Raw genomic sequence first — 17,087 nt, 5'->3', positions numbered from 1 at the left:
GCATGGGCTTTATGGATTGGTGGCGCGGCTCGAAAGGGCCGCCGTCTTCTGCTGCGCCACGACGAGAACCGGCGTTTGTGGGGCCTGCTTATAATGCCCAGACAGGGGCGCTTGCCGATTACCTCGCGGGGCAGTCGGCAAGCAGCGCAAACGTGACCGCTGACACGGCGATGAAGATTTCGGCGGTGTGGCGGTGCGTCAACCTGATTTCTGGCGGTGTGGCGACCTTGCCGCTGGACTTGAAGCGGCGCATTGGCGACGAGCGACGTGATGCCGAGGACCATCAGTTATGGTCGATCCTCCGGCGAAAACCGAACCGCTGGCAAACGCCGGCGGAGTTTCGGCGCATGTTGCAGGCATCGGTGCTGCTTCGCGGGAATGGCTATGCCTACAAGGTAACGTCTGGCAAGAAGTTGCTGGAGCTTATCCCGCTCAATGCCGATAACGTTGAGGTCAAGCAGGAGCGCGACCTGTCGCTGATATACACGGTGACGCTACCGAGCGGCCAGCGTCAGATTTTGAAGCAAGATAAGATGCTTCATCTCCGTGGGTTGACAATGGACGGGATCACCGGGTTGCCGGTTATCACCTATGCGCGGGAATCTATGGACCTTGCGCTGTCCACCGAGAGGCACGCTGGCTCGCTGTTCCGCAACGGGACGCGGGCAGGGGGCGTTATCAAGCACCCCGGCAAACTAGATGAGGAGGGGATTGTTGCCCTTCGAGAAAGCCTTGACTATTACCGCAGCGACGGGGCGCTTGAAGGGCGCGATCTAATTCTCGAAGAGGGAATGGATTACCAGCGCCTCACTATGACGTCGGTTGATGCGCAGTTCATCGAGACGCGTGTTCAATCTCTGGCAGAAATCGGCATGTACTTTGGCGTACCGCTGCATCTGATTGGCCTGAACGACAAGGCGTCTAGCTGGGGCACTGGCATCGAGCAGATGGGCATCGGGTTTGTTACCTACACGATGCAGGACTGGCTCACGATGTGGGAGCAGGCGATTGCCCGCGACCTGATCGACGAGAAAGAAACCGACGTCTACGCCAAATTCAACATCGCCGGGCTTTTGAAAGGCGACACGTCAGCGAGGTACGCGGCTTACGCTACCGGCAAGCAGTGGGGCTGGCTATCGTCCAACGATATTCGCGCGCTGGAAGACATGAACCCGATCGACGGTGGTGACGAGTATTTGCAGCCGCTGAACATGGCTCCGATTGGCGCGCAGCCATCAACGGCCAACGCGCCGACACAGGATTAAATATATGAATATGCCAAGAATTGAGGTGCCGGGGGGGGTGTTAGCCCGCCGGCATAATGTCAGTGCGCGCACACCTGAAACTGTGCTTGATCGATGGGATTCTGGCGTCCGTTCTGCTGATGCTGTGGGCGACAATGTTGTCAGTATTTATGACGTGATCGGCGAGGACTTCTGGACTGGCGGCGGCTTCACGCTGCGCAGGCTTGACGGCGCGCTGCGCCAGATCGGGCGTCGTGACTTTGAGGTTCATATTAATTCGCCCGGCGGCGATATGTTCGAGGGCGTCGCGATCTACAACAAGATTCGCGATCACGCCGAGGCACATGGGCTGTCGGTCAAAGTCAAGGTGCTCGGGCTGGCGGCAAGCGCCGCTTCGGTTATCGCTATGGCTGGCGATGAAATCGAGATCGGTGCGGCAGCCAGCATCATGATTCATAACTGTTGGACTGTTGCCATAGGCAATCGGAATGATTTTGCCGAGATGGCGCAGACCATGGAGCAGTTCGATGCAAACATGGCAGCGGTTTACGAGGCCCGCACGGGTAATTCTGCCGATGATGTTGCCGCATGGATGAATGCGGAAACATGGTTTTCTGGCCAAGAGGCAATTGACGCGGGATTCGCGACTGAATTGCTGCCCGCTGACCGCGTGAAGAATGATCCCAATGCCCGCGCCTTGGCGCAGGTAGTTCGGGCCGAAAAGAAAGCTGAGCGCGCTCTGCGCATGGCTGGTGCGTCTGCAAAGGACGCGAAAACTACCATCTCAGACATGAAGAAAGCCGCGCGCGATGATGCCGCTGTGCCGGATTCCAACGCTGATGTTGCACCGTCTGATTACGCCGCGCTTGCGGCTTCACTAACGAAATTAACGTCAGCAATGGAGACTCATTATGACTGACATCGCTACTATTTCTGCTCTGATCGAAAAACAGGGCGCGGCCTTCGAGGCTTTTAAATCTGAACACAACACCGCTCTTGCTGATATTCGCAAGGGGCAGGAAGATGTTGTTCGCACCGAAAAGGTCGATCGCATCAATGACGAAATCGGCAAACTGACTGCCGCCATTGACGACGCCAACGCCAAGCTGGGCGCGCTTCAGGTAAGTGGCGCGAACGAACAGCCTGCGGAGCGCGGCGAGTACGCCAAGGCGTTTGATCGCTTCTTCCGTAAGGGTGACGAGCGTGAGCTTCAGTCGCTGACCAGCGGCCCGAAGGCATCCATGAACGTCGGTACGCCTGAAGACGGCGGCTATACCGCGCCGACCGAATGGGACCGCACCATTGTCGATAAACTCAAGATCGTGTCTCCGATGCGACAGATTGCGACGGTACAGACGATCAGCGGCAACGGCTTCTCCAAGCTGTACAATGACCGCAACACTGCCTCGGGCTGGGTTGGTGAGACCGACGCTCGCCCCGAGACATCCACGGCGAAGTTCGCCGAGGTGAAATTCACCACTGGCGAAATCTATGCAAACCCGGCTGCAACGCAGCGCCTGCTTGACGACTCCGAAATCAACATCGAGTCGTGGCTGGCTGGCGAGGTCGAAACCGAGTTCGCCTATCAGGAAGGTCTTGCCTTCGTGAGCGGTGATGGTTCTAACAAGCCGCGCGGCATCCTGAAGTACGCTGCTGGCGACACTCCGGCGCATCCGTGGGGCGCTATCCCGTCCGTGAAGTCCGGCGCGGCGACGGCGCTGAAGCTGGATGGCCTGATTGATCTGGTCTACGACCTGCCGAGCGAGCGCACGCCGAACGCGCGGTTTGTCATGAACCGCAAGACGCAGGGTGCTATCCGCAAGATCAAGGACGGCAACGGCAACTTCATCTGGCAGCCCGGCCTTCAGGCTGGTCAGCCGGCGTCGGTGCTCGGCTTCCCGGTCACTGAAATGGCGGCCATGCCGGACGTCGGCGCGGGCAATATCCCCATCGTGTTTGGCGACTTCAGCGGCTACTTGGTGATCGACCGCATGGGTATTCGTATCCTGCGTGACCCGTACACTTCCAAGCCTTTCGTCATGTTCTACACCACGAAGCGCGTGGGCGGCGGCGTCACCGACCCTACGATGTTCCGCTATCACACGATTGAGGCGTAAGTAATAGACGCGGGCGGCTCTTGCGAGCCGCCCTACCGCCTATGGAGGCATGAATGGCTGTAGACCTTGCGCTCGCCAAAAAGCACTTGCGGGTGGATTTCGGCGACGATGACGCGGCCATCACGCTGTATCTCGCCGCAGCTGTAGACTGGACGCTGACATATACGAACCGCAGCGAAGTGCCGATAGGTGCTGAGTTCGCGTTTGACGCCGCCGCGCTGCTTATGATGGCGGGCATGTATGAAAACCGCGAGGCGGTCATTACAGGCACCATTCAAGCCGAAGTCCCGACCGCACGCAGATTGCTTGATCCTTATCGCCTGCTGCGCGTGTAGCGCCGGGCGCAGCAGATTGGAGGGCTAAATGGCCGATACTTACGTACCAAAGAATTATAACGCCGACGGCGGTGACACTTCGGTGTTTGGCGGCGTCGTCCAGTTCACAGGGTTGCCGACTTCCGCGCCGAGCGGAAGCGGGCAGCTTTGGAGCGATGGCGGCACTCTCAAAATCAGCGCGGTGCATGTCGCTCCTGCCAATACGGTCGCCCCCGCGATTACCGGCACGGCAACCGTGGGCCAGACGCTGACCGTCACGAACGGCACTTGGACCGGCACACCGACGCCAACCTATGCGCGCCAGTGGTATGCAGATGATGTGGCTATCGAGGGCGCCACGGCGACCACGTACGCACTGACCGCCGCCGAAGAAGGCGCAGTTATCACTGTTGTCGTGACGGCGACCAATGCGGCTGGGTCCGTTACGGCTGCGTCGAACGCGACGGTGCCAGTTGCGACCACCTAATGCACGTCCATTTTCTTGAAAGCATGGACTGGTCGCCGCGCTATGGTGTGACGATAGCTTACCCTGCCGGCTGGTCCGGCAGCGTGACGCGGCGCTGCGGTGAAGCTGCTATTGCCGCCGGCAAGGCCGAGCGGGTGACGACGCCGCGCCGTGGTGCCGATCCAGAGCCGGGCGCAGACCCGAACGCCACGCGAGACGAGGCCAGCGATGGCAACCCGTAGCGCGGGGCCATTGCGTGGGCTGGTGCACTGCCAGGATTGGGTAGAAGGCGACGACGGGTGGGGCGGCACGAAACTAGGCTTTGAAACCAAGGCCACGGTTGCGGCCAGCTTCCTGCCATTGCGGGGCAGCGAGGCCGTCATGGCTTCGCGTTTGGCAGGCAAGCAGCCCTATGTCGTGACAATCCGCTCCAGCGAAGCAACGCGCGTCATTACGCCAGCTTGGCGGCTGGTTGACGCGCGCGCTGGCAATAATGCGCGGGGCGAGCCGAAGCGTGTCTTTGACATTAAGGCGATTTCCGACCCTGACGGCAAAAACGCATGGCTTGAAGTGCTTTGCGAGGAAGTGGTGACGTAATGGCAATGTCGATAATCGGCATGGAGCGATTGAAGCGCAAGCTTGCCCGCATCCCTGACACTGTAAAGAAGCGCGCTCAAACCGACCTTATGCTGGCTGGCCGCGAGATTAATATGCGGCAGCGGACGTTCGTGCCCGTTGACGATGGCACTCTGCGGGCATCCATTCGCACCGAACCGCTTACTGATGGTACGGTTGGCGTATCTGTTGCCGCTGGCGGCCCGACGACAACAAAGCCCGTTCGCAATAGCGAAAAGGGCAACTCGCCCACGTATGATTATGCGCTTGCTATTGAGTACGGCACGAAAGACGCCGCGCCCAAATCATTCTTCTGGCCCGGATATAAGCTTGGCAAAAGAAAAGCTATGAGCCGCGCCAGAACTGGCATTCGCAGGGCGATGAGGGAGGCCGTCAAGAATGGGTAGCCCTAATCTTGCGCTGCAAGCGGCGCTGATCTCCACTATTCGCGGAATCAACACGGCGGCAGGAACGCGCGTCTACAGCTACATTCCAGACAATGCAGCATATCCTTATGTGCAGGTTTGGCCCGGATTTGAGACGCCGATCGATGAAGAATGCTGGGACCGCACGGAAAGCACAATGCAAATCGACGTGTGGGCAGATCAGCTAAACTACATCAAGACCAAAGATGTAGCAGCGGCAATCCGCAATGCATTGCACGAGCAAAATCTGACCATCGCCGGGCATACGGTAGATCGCATTCGAGTTGAAAGCATCGTCTACACCGACGATCCGCCGCTTTATCGCGCGCGCATGTCAATCTCGATAGAAACGCAGCCGTCGTAAACGGCTCTCCCCAAAACATACCAAGCCGCCATGAGCGGCTATTTTTATTTGGAGGCCGTTCATGGCTACGACCAAGAAATTGCTAATTCAGTTCGGCGACGCCGCAACTCCTGAAGAATTTACCCATTCCTGCACCATCAACACGTCGCAGGATTTCTCGATTGAAGCGACGACCACCGACGCCACCGAGCCAAACTGTGAAGATCCGAACGCCCCAGGATGGGTGCTGCGCTCGGTTGATACACTGTCTGCAAATATCAACGGTGCCGGCACAATGGACCCGGTGTCGTTCGGCGTGCTGCGGACTCACATGCTTTCTGGCGAGCCTTTCAATGTACGCGTGACGCTTGACGGCCTTACGTCGGTGCAGGGAGGCGGGCACTTCGCAGGGCGATATGTCATGACCAGCCTCGGGCTTGCTAAGGAAGGCAAGGGTTATGTTACTTCGACCGTTGCGCTCCAGTCTGACGGCGAAATTACGTGGGTGCCTGCAACGTAATGACACAGACATTGACCGAAGAGTTTGGCGGGGTGGAGCGGCAGTTCCGCCTCGGCATTGGCGAGTTGCGCCAGTTACAAGAGAAATGCAACGCTGGCCCGGCGACTATTCTTGGGCGGCTAATGTCGTTTCAGCCACAGGCCGCAGACCAGAAGCGCCCGAACGCCAAGGATTACGAATTTGGCGGCGACGATCCAGATTTCCGAGCGGACTTCAATATTTACAGTATGTTGCGGTCTTTCGGTGGCGATTGGCGCGTGGATGATGTGCGTGAGCCTATCCGATTGGGCCTGATCGGCGCTGGCGCAACGCCTACCGAGGCGAGCCTTGCCGTACAAAGCTACGTCGATAGCAGGCCATTATCGGAGCATATCGGCCTTGCCGCTGCGATCTTAATCAAGTCATTGTCGGCTGATGAGGATGTGGCACCGGGGGAGCAGAAAGTGGAGACGACAGCGACGGACACCTGACGTTCTCCACCTATTACGGGCTTGGCGCGGCTATGGGCTTCACGCCGCGTGACGTAGATACGATGACGCTGTGGGAATTGTCCGTCGCAGCTAAAGGCTGGGCAAAAGCCAATGGCGCCGAAGAAGAAGTTGCGCCGCCGTCCTATGAAGAGCATCTGGCGATGGTGAAGGCGGCGAGGGGAACGGCGGTTCAGTAGGTGTAAATCTCCCTGCCGATCAGCACCATAACCAATCCAATGAGCGTCATTGTTGCTAGGGCTGTCAAAGTGAAAGTTGACGGCCCATGGGTTGGTATGGTGCCGCTAATTTCAGCTAAGCGCTTTTGAAACATAGCCCCGCCTGTGGTTAGCTTTGGCGGCAATGACAGCCATACTGCGAGCGGCGTAGGCGCTACAAACAAAATCGCGCCGATCCATCCCGTTCGCGTCAATCTATATCGTTGTATCGTCATCCCCATCTCCAAGCTCGCCCACGCGGGCTTTTTTCTTATCAGGATTTTCCATGGCCGTCACCGTTGAAGAACTCCGCGCAACGCTGCGCATGGAGATGAAGCCGTTTATGCGCGATTTGCAGCAGATGAACGGCGTAAGTGCAAAAGCCGCGCGGCAAGTCGAGGGAACATGGCGCGCAGCTAATAAGCGCCTCGACGGTATCGGCCGAAATATGGCGCGCAGCCTTATTGCCCCTATGGCTGGCATTGGTGCGGTGCTTGGCGCCGATCAGATACGCCAGATGACAGATACGTGGACCGACCTGAATAGTCGCGTTGCTCTTGCGGCAGGCGGGTTGGATAAAGGCGCGGAAGTAATGGGTAGGCTGGGCGAGGTTGCCCGCCGCACCTACTCGTCGTTGGAGCAGACGGCAGAGGGCTATTTGCTAAACGCCACGGCCATGAAGGAGCTTGGCTACAGCACAAATCAGACGCTGGATTATACCGAGTCCGTCAATAACGCACTTGTAATCTCCGGTGCAAAAGGCCAGCGCGCGGAAGCCGTCATGAACGCGCTGTCGAAGGCGATGGCTGGTGGCAAGCTTTCAGGCGACAACCTCAATACAGTCATTGAGCAGGGCGGAAGGCTCGCTGAAGCATTGGCCGAGGGGCTGGGCGTAGGCGTCAATCAACTCCGCGCACTCGGCCAGCAGGGTAAGATCACGGGCCGTGATATTGTCCGATCCCTGTCTAGCCAGATGGAGGTGCTGCGTAAAGAGGCGGCAGACATGCCCGCCACGATTGGCGACGGCTTCACGCTTCTAAATAACGCGATGCTCGAATATGTCGGTAACGCTGATCAGGCTACGGGAGTAAGCGCTAAAATTTCCGAAGCGTTGGTCATCATGGCCGACAACTTCGATAAGACCGCAGACGTAGCGTTGCAATTGGCTGGCGTTATCGCCGGTGCGCTTATCGGGCGCTCGTTACTCAAGATGATCTCGACGCTGGGACTTGCTGGACCGGCACTGATTAACTTCACGCGCGCCTTAACAGCGGCAAGGACTATGGCGGGCCTCGCCACTGCATTTACCGGCCTCGGCGCTGCTGCTGGCCCTGTGGGGCTGCTTATCGGCGGGGCGGTTGTTTCGTCGCTGATGCTTTACAGCAGCGCGACGGCGGAGGCTAGCGAGGGTGCGCGGCGGTTCGCAGAGCGCCTTGAGGATATTGAAGGTCGCGCGGAAAAATCAGCAGAGAAAGTCGAAGCGGCGGGGCAGCGCTATAACGAAGCGCTCAAAAATGCGCTTGGACATGAGAGCAGTGCGGCTGAACAAGAGTTTGAGGATGCGCACGCCGCGGCATTGAAGCTGCTGGATGCCGCTATCGAAGTAGCTCCGGCGCTCAAAATCGTGACGGATGAGGCGGGCAATATGTCCCGCCAACCTATGGCGTCTCAAGATCAGATGGATGACTTGAATCGTCTGCGCGATGAATTAGCCAAAAATGCAAATGGGGCAGAAGAGGCCAAAAATGAACTCTATGCACTCGCGAACGCGAACCCAAATTTCCAAGCCTTAGCAGATCAGCTTGCTCCCCTTCTTGATCGACTGGCTCTTGTCGCTCAAGGCTTCCGCGAAGTCAGAGCAGAAGTTGCGGCGACTTCTGGCGATGGTCTTGGATCATCCTCATTCAGCCGAGGCGGTCGCACTCGCGCCCGGCAGGAACTGATCGAAGAGCGGCAACTCAATGATGAATATGTCAATAATGCCAAGCAGCGAGCTAGCCTAGGCAAGGCGCAATATGATCTTGAGAGTAAGATTGCCCAAGTTCGAGCGCAGGCTGAAAAGGATGGACGCAAACTTACTGATGCGCAGATTAAGGAAATTGCGCAAGCGCAGCTTGCCGGTGATGCCGCACGATCAGCAGAAGGCAGGAAGCCCAAAGCCGAACGCGACAACGACTATGAGCGCCTGACCAAATCGATTGCCGATCGGACGGCAGCGATACTTGCCGAAACGGAAGCGTTGCGGCAGCTTGACCCGACGATTGACGATTATGGCTTTGCCCTTGAAAAGGCACGGGCTGAGCAAGAACTGCTTAATGCGGCCCAGAAGGCTGGTTTAGAAATTACGCCAGCACTTAAAAAAGAAATCAATCAGGCGGCAGAGCAGTTTGCTCTTGCTACTGTGGAAGCCAATCAACTTGCCGAGGCACAGGATAAAATCAGGCAGCGCGCCGAAGAATGGCAGGACACGCAAAAGGATGCCCTTCGCGGGATCGTGGATGATCTCGTTGCGGGTAAATCGGCAGCGGAAGCGTTTGCGGGCGCGTTGCAGAAAATAGCGGATAAGCTGCTGGATATGGCGTTTGATGACCTGTTTTCAGGCATGTTCAAGAGCGGCGGCGGGGGCGGGATATTCGGCTCTATTGGCAGCATTTTTGGTTTTGACAAGGGCGGCTATACCGGCCACGGCGGCAAGTACGAACCTGCGGGCGTTGTGCATAAAGGCGAATATGTCTTTGACCAAGATGCGGTCAAGAAGGCGGGTGGCCCGGCTGCGCTAGACGCTATGCGGCGCGGCCTCAAAGGCTATGCCGCTGGCGGATATGTGGGCGCGAGCCTGCCTAGTGTGCCGACTATGCCCCGCCTCCAAGCGCCGACCAACAGCAACACGCAATCCATCACCTTTGCACCTGTCATTGACGCTCGCGGTGCGGATAGCGCAGCGGTGGCACGGCTTGAACAGGTTGTTGCGCGCCAACAGGCTGAGTTTAGCTATAGGGTTGTGGAAGCTGTCCGCAACGCTAATAGTACACGAGTAAAATTTGGCCGCTTCAATTGAGGTGATTATGAAACCCGGAATTGACATCAAGCTTTCACGTACCGAAGTGCACGACGATGTAATGTACGTCATCTTCAATATCGATTACGGCGCTGAGGATCGTTATGTGGACGATGCTCAGTATGTCGAAGGCGGTGAGATGACAGTGATCCTTCTCCAAGGAGAGTGGGAAAGTAAGACCATCAAAGAAATTGAGCAGGCAGGGGCAGAACGGCTCGGCAAACTCTTCGGAGCGATTGCAACCGCCAAGGTCTGATCTTCCCGACTAAAACGAAACATTGATGGGCGCTTCGAGCGCCCTTTTTTATGGGCGCATCAATGGCAATCACGTACCCATACGACATCCTTTCCGATTTTCCGGGTTGGTCAACTGACTTTGACCTTGTTTACCGGCAGGAAACCAGCCGAACGGCTATCGGGCAGACATTTGTCAAGGACTTTGGCTCGCCGCTGTGGCAGGCCACGTATCAGTCGCGTAGCATGAAGCCGAACGAACTGGATGCATGGCGCGCACGATTGAAAGGTCTGGAAGGCGGGTTGAAACAGTTTTTCGGCAGGCCGACAAGCCGCTGCTATCCGGTTGCATATCCAAACGGCACGGGCATGGGGAATGTTGCCACCGTCAAGGTCGGCACCATCGGCGCAAATCGCAACACGATGACGATGACCGGACTGCCGGCTGGTTATGTCGTCAACGTAGGCGATTATCTTCAGATCGCGCCGAACAATCTGCACCAAGTCGTGAATGTGGCCGGGGCCGAAATCGAGATCAGGCCGCATCTGTGGCCGACAATCACAACCGGCAATGCCGTGACACTCGTTAAGCCATCCTGCCTCATGACCATCGTGCCGGGCAGCATTAGCACCACGGCGGAACTGGCGACGGGGCGCGGTGTGGTGACGTTTCAGGGATTTGAAAGCCGATGAGAAACCTTTCAGCCGCGAACTACGCGGCATTGCAGGCGCGCGAACTGGTGGCGCGTGACTTTCTCTGGATCGTCGCGCGTGACCGGGCAACAAGAGCGCCGTTCCCATATGGCTTCTGGTCAGATGTAGGTGACGTTTCCGCGCCGGTCCTGAATCCGAATACCGGCTTGGCTGAAACGCGCAACTTTGAAGGCTCGGGCACGCTTATCCAGATCAGCGACATTCCGCTTGTGGCCAACCTGACCGTGCAGACCATCACTGTCACAATGAACCAGATCGATGACGCGGTGCAGAATATCGTGCGCGGTTACGATCTCAAGCAGGCCCCGGTTGAAGTCTATCGCGGCCTGTTTTCGCCCACATCGCGCCAGATCGTTGCTCCTGCCATCAACCGCTTTATCGGCTATGTGGATCAGGTGGAGATTAACACTCCAAAGGAAGGCGACGAGGGCGCGATCACGCTGACATGCGCCAGCCATAGCCATGAATTCACGCGCTATAACCCGGCGACAAGATCGCATGAAGATCAGAAGCTGCGTGATCCGAATGATGATTTTTTTATCGATGCATCGACGGTTGGCGATTGGGAGCACTTCTGGGGCCGCATAAATGGCAAGGTCAGCACAAGCGGCGCGATGCTCAAGCGCATAGCGACGTCAATCAAGGCGGCCAATCAGTGATACGGCGGGCAGCGCAAAGCGACCGCATGGCGATCCTATCCATGGTCAAGCGTTTCCATGCCGAAAGTGGGGTTGGGCTGGGCTTCAGCCCGGCCATGGCGATGGCAACCATAGACCGCGTGATGGGCGATGATGACGCTCTCGCCTTGGTGCTTGAGCTTGAAGGCAAGCTGCGCGGTGTTTTCGCAGCAATCATCCAGCCGCACTTCTTTTCAATCGAACGCTGTGCGCAGGAACTCGTCTGGTGGGTTGAGCCTGCCTATCGCGGTCGTGGCGCGGTCAAAATGCTTGCCGAATACGAGGCGTGGGCGAGGTCCAAGGGCTGTCATGCCGTCAATATGGTCGGCCTTGGTGCCGATCCTGTCACGATGCGCCTTTACGAGCGCCACGGCTACACCGCCCAAGAGCGGCATTTTCTAAAGCGGCTTTAGCTCGCCTATCTCCGAGGTATAAATGGCTGTATTTGGTATAACCGCTGCAATCGGCGGCTTGCTGTCGTCTACCTTTTTGTCGGGCGCTATCGGTGGCGCTATCCTCAAAGCCGCCGTTGGCATCGGCCTGTCGCTTGCAGCGCGCGCTCTGGCAGGCAACAAGACGCAAGAATCGGGCGGCATCAATGGCAGGCTGCAAGCCGGTGGCGACGTCGCGCGGTCCATTGTGCTCGGACGCACATGTACGGCAGGATCGCTCGTTTACGCCAATGCATGGGGCAAATCCGGCAAAACGCCGAACGCTTATTTCACGCAGGTGATTGCGCTTGCGGACCACCCCATCAGGGACATTACCGGCCTTTGGGTGAATGGCGAACCCGTAACCGTCGACATGAACGACGAAGAGCCGATGGGCTATGCCATCCCCGAATATCGCTATGGCAGCTCTGGCAACAATATGTGGATCAGGTGGTATGACGGCACACAGACTGCCCCTGATCCATTCCTTGTCGGTACGGTTTCCAGTGCGCAAAGGCCATATAGCAATCGCCGTATCGGCAAAGGCGTGGCTTATGCAATCGTTACTTCGCAGTATCAGGCCGAGCTTTTCACCGGCTTCCCGTCCTTCAGGTTCGAGGTGCAGGGTCGTAAGCTTTATGACGTATCGAAAGACAGCACGGCAGGCGGCATCGGTACGCATCGCCTGTCTGACCCGGCGACATGGGGCGGCGATGGCGACGACCTACTAGCCGTACAGGTCTACAATCTGCTGCTTGGTATCAATGTTCAATCAACGTGGCTCTATGGCATTCAATCTATTACCACGCCTCGCCTGCCAACCGCTGACTGGATTGCACAGATCAATAAGTGTCGCCAGCAGGTGCAAGGGCCGGACGGATTGGAGCCGCAATTTGTCACTGGCGGCGAAATCACCGTTGATGATACGATTGGCGATGTGGTCGATACGCTCCTAACCGGCGGCAATGCCCGGCTTGTCGAAAGCGCGGGCACATACAAAATTCGTGTGGGCGAACCTGACCCGCCAGTCGGGTCAATCAATGATGAAGTAATCATCTCGACCGAAGAGCAGTCTTTCACACCATTTTTCGGTCTGTCAGAGACGGTCAACGGTATCACCGCGACCTATCCAGAACCGAAAGAAGGCTGGAATACCAAGGCAGCACCGCCGCTTTACAATAGCACATTTGAGGCTGAAGACGGAAATCGCCGCCTGCTGACCGCGATACCGATGGATTATGTCTATAGGCCGGGGCAGGTGCAACGCTTGATGAAAGCGGCTTTGAATGAGGCTCGTCGCGCGCGGCGTCATACGTTTGTTTTGCCGCCCGCATACTGGACGCTGGAGCCTGGGGATGTCATCTCGTGGACTTCCGCGCGTAACGGCTATGTCAACAAGCTCATGCGTGTTGATGGCGTCGGAGATCGGGCAAATCTCGACGTGGTAGTAGACCTAACCGAAGTCGACCCGTCCGATTACGATTGGAACCAATCGACTGACTACACGCCGCCGGTGTTTGCACCAATAGGAACAATATATCCTACGCCGCAGCCGATTGTGGATTGGTACGCTGAACCAGATGCGGTTTACGACAACGATGGGGATGCGCGCAGGCCCGCTATCCGGCTGGTGTGGGACGGCGATCAGGTGGATGTTGTCGGTGTGCAGTTTGAGGTCGCACTGGCAGCAACGCTGGAGGTCATCTATCGTGGGAGAACAGACAGGCCGGAAGTCGGCTCGACCCTAATTTCTCAGGGAATTGTTGCGCTAACGGATTATGTGGTTCGGGGGAAGTATATCCCCGGCAGCTCACGTCCGACATTATGGTCCGGCTGGCTACCCGTAACGACATTCAACATACGGCTGGGCCTGAAAGACATCTACCCAATCGATGTTGACGAACTTACCGCCGACATTAAGCAAGGTATGGGTTGGCTGTTCAATGCGCAGCGTGCCGCGCAAGAAGAGATGGACCGTCTCGGCAAGGTTGGTACGGAACTAGATAGTGCTATTACCTTTGAGGTCAATCGGCTCTATGAGACAGTAACAGCCAGCAGTGAAGGTCTGACGGCAGACTACATGCGAGAAATCGTTGCATGGGTAGGCCCCGGATCGGCACTTGTCGGCAGGGTGGAAAGCCTTGAGGCAACTGTTGACGATCCCGTAACGGGGCTTCGGGCAACCGCAGAAGCAATCGACGTTGTGCTGGTTGAGGTAAATGACCCCGACACGGGACTGCAAGCCACAGCATCGCGCATCACTTCATTGACGGCGACGGTGGATGGTGTAACCGCTGGGGGTTATTTCCGTTCGGAGCAGGTAGCAACGCAGACGGGTGCGCTTTCGACAATTGGCATTGGTGTGTCGGCAACCGCAACGGGCGCAACGCAGACTGCGGCGATCCTATTAAGCGCGACATCATCCGGGCAAAGTCGGGCTGCGATTGTTGCAAACCAGTTTGTGGTGATGAACCCGAACGACAGGGACGAGTTCTACCTGCCGTTTCTGGTGCAGAATGGGGCTATTTATGCAAACCAGCTTTATGTCAATTGGGCCAGAATTGTTGATGTCCAGATCACCACAGCGCAAATAGAAAACGCTGCAATAACCAGCGCCAAGATCGGAGATTTGCAGGTCAAGACTAGCAATATCGATTTCCATAACGTGACGCAGGTTTATCCTAACAGCGGTGCCTTTCCATCTGGTGCCACACCTAATGTATGGACCACAGTCGGATCGCTTGTCACGAGCAATCCGCAGGCTGGGACAGCATTCATCGAGGTTAGATCAAGCTGTGGCTTCACAGGTGCGGCAGGCGGCGGCGGAGGGACAACTTTCATAGCTCAATTAAGGATGATCAATCTGACAACTGGTCATGTTTTTCAGGTCACCGAGAACGGTGTGAGTGGGACAGGCAACCTGAGCTTCACAGTGACGAATAACGGATTGTTTATCGACCCAACTGCCGTCCAAGGCAATAATACATACGCAGTTCAGGTGATACGTACGACGGGATTGTCATTTAATTACAATGGCGGCTCTTGGCTGCTACGCGCGCTCGTCTGGAACCGCTGATTGCTCTTACAATCTCAATCCAATGCAATCCGCGTGAAGAGCGCGGGGAGGTAAATCTATGGCTGAAGATACTAAGCATCAGGTGCAGGTAGAACCGCTGGCGGCTCTGAATGAGACGTATATTTTGGCGGAGTTTTACAAAAACCGAAATCTTATCCTAGCCAACGAAAACATGGCTTTGCGGAAGCAAATAGAAGCCATGCAAGCTGCTGCGTTGGAGGGCAAGCCTTTGGGCGATCAACTACCCACAAGCAAACAGGGGCGCAAATAATGGCGATCAGACCTGATTGGAACATTGGCACTATTACGCTGACCGCGAGCAGTGCCAACTTTACGACAACCGGGGCGTTGCTGGAAACCGCAGCAATAGAACCCGGCGATGCCATAATTACGCCTTCCGGGGCGGTGTTGGTCATTTCCAGTATAACCGGCCAAGACAGCGGCACATTGATGCTGCCATGTCCTGCCGGGGCTGCTGGCACCAATATGCCCCTACGTATTCGCTTCCAGCCAGACGGCAGCAGGTTTCAAGCCGCTTATAAAGCTGCTGCGTACCTATTGTCGGGAGGCAATGTTGATGCTTTGGCTGGTCTTGTGGGGGAGAATGGCAAGCTGCCTATCTTTACAGGTCCCGGAACCATGGACTTGATTGACGAGGGTGACCTCGGCATCCAAGACCCGAATGGCAATCTTGGCGAGTTGGCGGGGCTGACAGATGTTGACAATCTGACCGATCTGGCGGGGCTGGCACTGGCTGCAAGGCAGATATTGCAGACTGATGCCAACGGTGCGTTGAAGACAATCGCGCTGGCTGTCAATAAATTCTTACGCACGGACGCAAATGGCGATGTGTCTCAGGGGGATATTACGGCTCTTGGCGCGGCCCTATTAGGATTGACTGGAACAAACGGCAATATCCCCGTGATGACTGGAACTGGTGCGGTTGCGAGCCGCCCTATTGTTGGTACAGTGTCGCAATCTGGCGGCATACCGACCGGCGCGATTGTTGAGAGTGGGTCTAACGCTAACGGTCAGTATGTAAAATGGACTAATGGAACGTTGATATGTACCAGAATGGTCAGTTACGCTGGTAGCGGATGGAAAACATCTGGGCCGCCATTTTTATTCGCGCATGCATTTTCTGCGCCACCTTCGATACAGCTAACATCCAACCCTCCAGACCCCGGCTATGCGGGGATAGCGGAGGCACGTTACCCAGGTAACAATGGATTTGCCTTGGTTGCTCCAGCAATAACCGACACCGGAACGTCCGCTGCATTTTCTATGACTGCAATTGGAAGGTGGTTCTAATGATTATCTCTTTTTCACCAATCAGATGTGACGCCGACTTGGTCATCTCAAAAAGCGGAGACACTCTCACGATCAATGGAGATCCGCTTGATTTCTCTGATCTTCCAGAAGGTGGGGAATACCCACGCGAAGCAATCGACAATGAATTTGTAGTCGGTGGCATAAAGCGTCTTGATGGCGTGATCCACATCACTGTTATGTTGCCTTACAGCAATCCAGATGCGCCAACAGCGGTCACGTTTCCCGATCCGATCACAGTCACAGGTGACGGTGTTATCGCCTTGCCAGAAGGTCGCACAGTGGAGATTGACGATGCCGCTCAATAAATCGCTTATGATCACACCGGAGGCAAAGCATGCGGATGCAATTGCTGTTGCAGTCAACTCATACCGTGCTGCCATCCAGTCTCTAATCGACGCCAAGGCACAGGAAAAGCAATACGACAGCGGCGCAACGCTTGCCAGTTATATCAATTCAACGATTCCGCAATGGGCGGCAGAGGCAGTGGCCTTCGTCGCATGGCGTGATGCCGTTTGGGCCTATGCGCTGGCCGAACTGGATAAGGTGCAGAGCGGCGAGCGCGAGCAGCCGAGCGTGGAAGCGTTTCTGGCGGAATTGCCGGAATTTGAATGGCCGGTAGAATAATCCTTGCCACAATCTGACTGATCGCACCGCCCTTTGAGGCGGTTTTTCTTATCAAAAAATAACCCCGGCTGGGAGGTCCCGCCGGGGTTGCGCACCGATAAGCGGGGGGGCTTGGGGGCCGGTGCGCATCATGACCATAGGCTGGTTGTCTGGCTATAAGAACCCTGCCGCCCATAACGATATATTAAACGAGGATACAAACCATGGGTAAA

Annotated in this window: 22 protein-coding genes; all 22 read left to right on the top strand. The window is 56.5% G+C overall.

The features are described from left to right. Positions 1-2 precede the first annotated feature (2 nt). Positions 3-1,265 (top strand): phage portal protein, encoded by a 1,263-nt coding sequence (locus tag DKP76_RS07155; RefSeq protein ID WP_109705727.1) that lies wholly within the window; start codon positions 3-5, stop codon positions 1,263-1,265. A 4-nt stretch (positions 1,266-1,269) separates the two neighbouring features. Continuing rightward, positions 1,270-2,163, top strand: a complete 894-nt coding sequence (locus DKP76_RS07150; RefSeq protein WP_109705726.1) for a head maturation protease, ClpP-related — start codon at positions 1,270-1,272, stop codon at positions 2,161-2,163. Next, positions 2,156-3,361 carry a phage major capsid protein gene (locus tag DKP76_RS07145; protein ID WP_109705725.1) on the top strand — a complete coding sequence of 402 codons (1,206 nt, stop codon included), beginning with the start codon at positions 2,156-2,158 and terminating at the stop codon, positions 3,359-3,361. The genes DKP76_RS07150 and DKP76_RS07145 overlap by 8 nt, the downstream gene beginning before the upstream one ends. A 53-nt stretch (positions 3,362-3,414) precedes the next feature. Beyond that, the gene (locus tag DKP76_RS07140) at positions 3,415-3,696 is read left to right on the top strand and encodes a head-tail connector protein (RefSeq protein WP_109705724.1); all 282 of its coding nucleotides are present in this window, start codon (positions 3,415-3,417) and stop codon (positions 3,694-3,696) included. A 28-nt stretch (positions 3,697-3,724) separates the two neighbouring features. Next, the gene (locus DKP76_RS07135) at positions 3,725-4,162 is read left to right on the top strand and encodes a hypothetical protein (protein ID WP_245410166.1); all 438 of its coding nucleotides are present in this window, start codon (positions 3,725-3,727) and stop codon (positions 4,160-4,162) included. Next, the gene (locus DKP76_RS07130) at positions 4,162-4,383 is read left to right on the top strand and encodes a hypothetical protein (RefSeq protein ID WP_109705723.1); all 222 of its coding nucleotides are present in this window, start codon (positions 4,162-4,164) and stop codon (positions 4,381-4,383) included. Before DKP76_RS07135 ends, DKP76_RS07130 begins: the two co-directional genes overlap by 1 nt. Next, complete coding sequence (locus tag DKP76_RS07125; RefSeq protein ID WP_109705722.1) at positions 4,370-4,738, top strand: head-tail adaptor protein; 369 nt, start codon at positions 4,370-4,372, stop codon at positions 4,736-4,738. Before DKP76_RS07130 ends, DKP76_RS07125 begins: the two co-directional genes overlap by 14 nt. After that, complete coding sequence (locus tag DKP76_RS07120; protein ID WP_109705721.1) at positions 4,738-5,163, top strand: HK97 gp10 family phage protein; 426 nt, start codon at positions 4,738-4,740, stop codon at positions 5,161-5,163. Before DKP76_RS07125 ends, DKP76_RS07120 begins: the two co-directional genes overlap by 1 nt. Then, positions 5,156-5,545 (top strand): DUF3168 domain-containing protein, encoded by a 390-nt coding sequence (locus DKP76_RS07115; RefSeq protein ID WP_109705720.1) that lies wholly within the window; start codon positions 5,156-5,158, stop codon positions 5,543-5,545. Before DKP76_RS07120 ends, DKP76_RS07115 begins: the two co-directional genes overlap by 8 nt. A 61-nt stretch (positions 5,546-5,606) precedes the next feature. After that, the gene (locus DKP76_RS07110; RefSeq protein WP_109705719.1) at positions 5,607-6,044 is read left to right on the top strand and encodes a phage tail tube protein; all 438 of its coding nucleotides are present in this window, start codon (positions 5,607-5,609) and stop codon (positions 6,042-6,044) included. Next, complete coding sequence (locus DKP76_RS07105) at positions 6,044-6,514, top strand: gene transfer agent family protein (RefSeq protein ID WP_109705718.1); 471 nt, start codon at positions 6,044-6,046, stop codon at positions 6,512-6,514. Before DKP76_RS07110 ends, DKP76_RS07105 begins: the two co-directional genes overlap by 1 nt. A 32-nt stretch (positions 6,515-6,546) precedes the next feature. Continuing rightward, a complete protein-coding gene (locus tag DKP76_RS19150) occupies positions 6,547-6,711 on the top strand; it encodes a hypothetical protein (protein WP_158279423.1) in 165 nt (54 codons plus the stop codon). A gap of 304 nt (positions 6,712-7,015) precedes the next feature. Beyond that, positions 7,016-9,787, top strand: coding sequence for a tape measure protein (locus tag DKP76_RS07095; RefSeq protein WP_109705716.1), 2,772 nt, complete (start codon positions 7,016-7,018; stop codon positions 9,785-9,787). Next, complete coding sequence (locus tag DKP76_RS07090; RefSeq protein WP_146198910.1) at positions 9,771-10,043, top strand: hypothetical protein; 273 nt, start codon at positions 9,771-9,773, stop codon at positions 10,041-10,043. The genes DKP76_RS07095 and DKP76_RS07090 overlap by 17 nt, the downstream gene beginning before the upstream one ends. 62 nt (positions 10,044-10,105) lie before the next feature. Further along, on the top strand, positions 10,106-10,714 hold the full coding sequence (locus DKP76_RS07085) for a hypothetical protein (protein WP_109705890.1): 609 nt from the start codon (positions 10,106-10,108) through the stop codon (positions 10,712-10,714). Beyond that, on the top strand, positions 10,711-11,394 hold the full coding sequence (locus DKP76_RS07080) for a hypothetical protein (RefSeq protein WP_109705714.1): 684 nt from the start codon (positions 10,711-10,713) through the stop codon (positions 11,392-11,394). The genes DKP76_RS07085 and DKP76_RS07080 overlap by 4 nt, the downstream gene beginning before the upstream one ends. Next, positions 11,391-11,825 carry a GNAT family N-acetyltransferase gene (locus DKP76_RS07075; RefSeq protein WP_245410165.1) on the top strand — a complete coding sequence of 145 codons (435 nt, stop codon included), beginning with the start codon at positions 11,391-11,393 and terminating at the stop codon, positions 11,823-11,825. The genes DKP76_RS07080 and DKP76_RS07075 overlap by 4 nt, the downstream gene beginning before the upstream one ends. A gap of 22 nt (positions 11,826-11,847) precedes the next feature. Next, entirely contained in the window at positions 11,848-14,919 is a 3,072-nt protein-coding gene (locus tag DKP76_RS07070; protein WP_109705712.1) for a phage tail protein, read from the top strand. A 58-nt stretch (positions 14,920-14,977) separates the two neighbouring features. Beyond that, positions 14,978-15,190 (top strand): hypothetical protein, encoded by a 213-nt coding sequence (locus DKP76_RS07065; protein WP_109705711.1) that lies wholly within the window; start codon positions 14,978-14,980, stop codon positions 15,188-15,190. Further along, the gene (locus DKP76_RS07060; protein WP_109705710.1) at positions 15,190-16,230 is read left to right on the top strand and encodes a hypothetical protein; all 1,041 of its coding nucleotides are present in this window, start codon (positions 15,190-15,192) and stop codon (positions 16,228-16,230) included. Before DKP76_RS07065 ends, DKP76_RS07060 begins: the two co-directional genes overlap by 1 nt. After that, entirely contained in the window at positions 16,230-16,556 is a 327-nt protein-coding gene (locus DKP76_RS07055; protein ID WP_109705709.1) for a hypothetical protein, read from the top strand. Before DKP76_RS07060 ends, DKP76_RS07055 begins: the two co-directional genes overlap by 1 nt. Beyond that, entirely contained in the window at positions 16,543-16,875 is a 333-nt protein-coding gene (locus DKP76_RS07050) for a hypothetical protein (protein ID WP_109705708.1), read from the top strand. Before DKP76_RS07055 ends, DKP76_RS07050 begins: the two co-directional genes overlap by 14 nt. Positions 16,876-17,087: the final 212 nt, after the last annotated feature.

The organism is Falsochrobactrum shanghaiense (assembly GCF_003149535.1).
Lineage (GTDB): Bacteria > Pseudomonadota > Alphaproteobacteria > Rhizobiales > Rhizobiaceae > Brucella > Brucella shanghaiense.
This window is presented reverse-complemented; position numbering and strand designations above follow the sequence as displayed.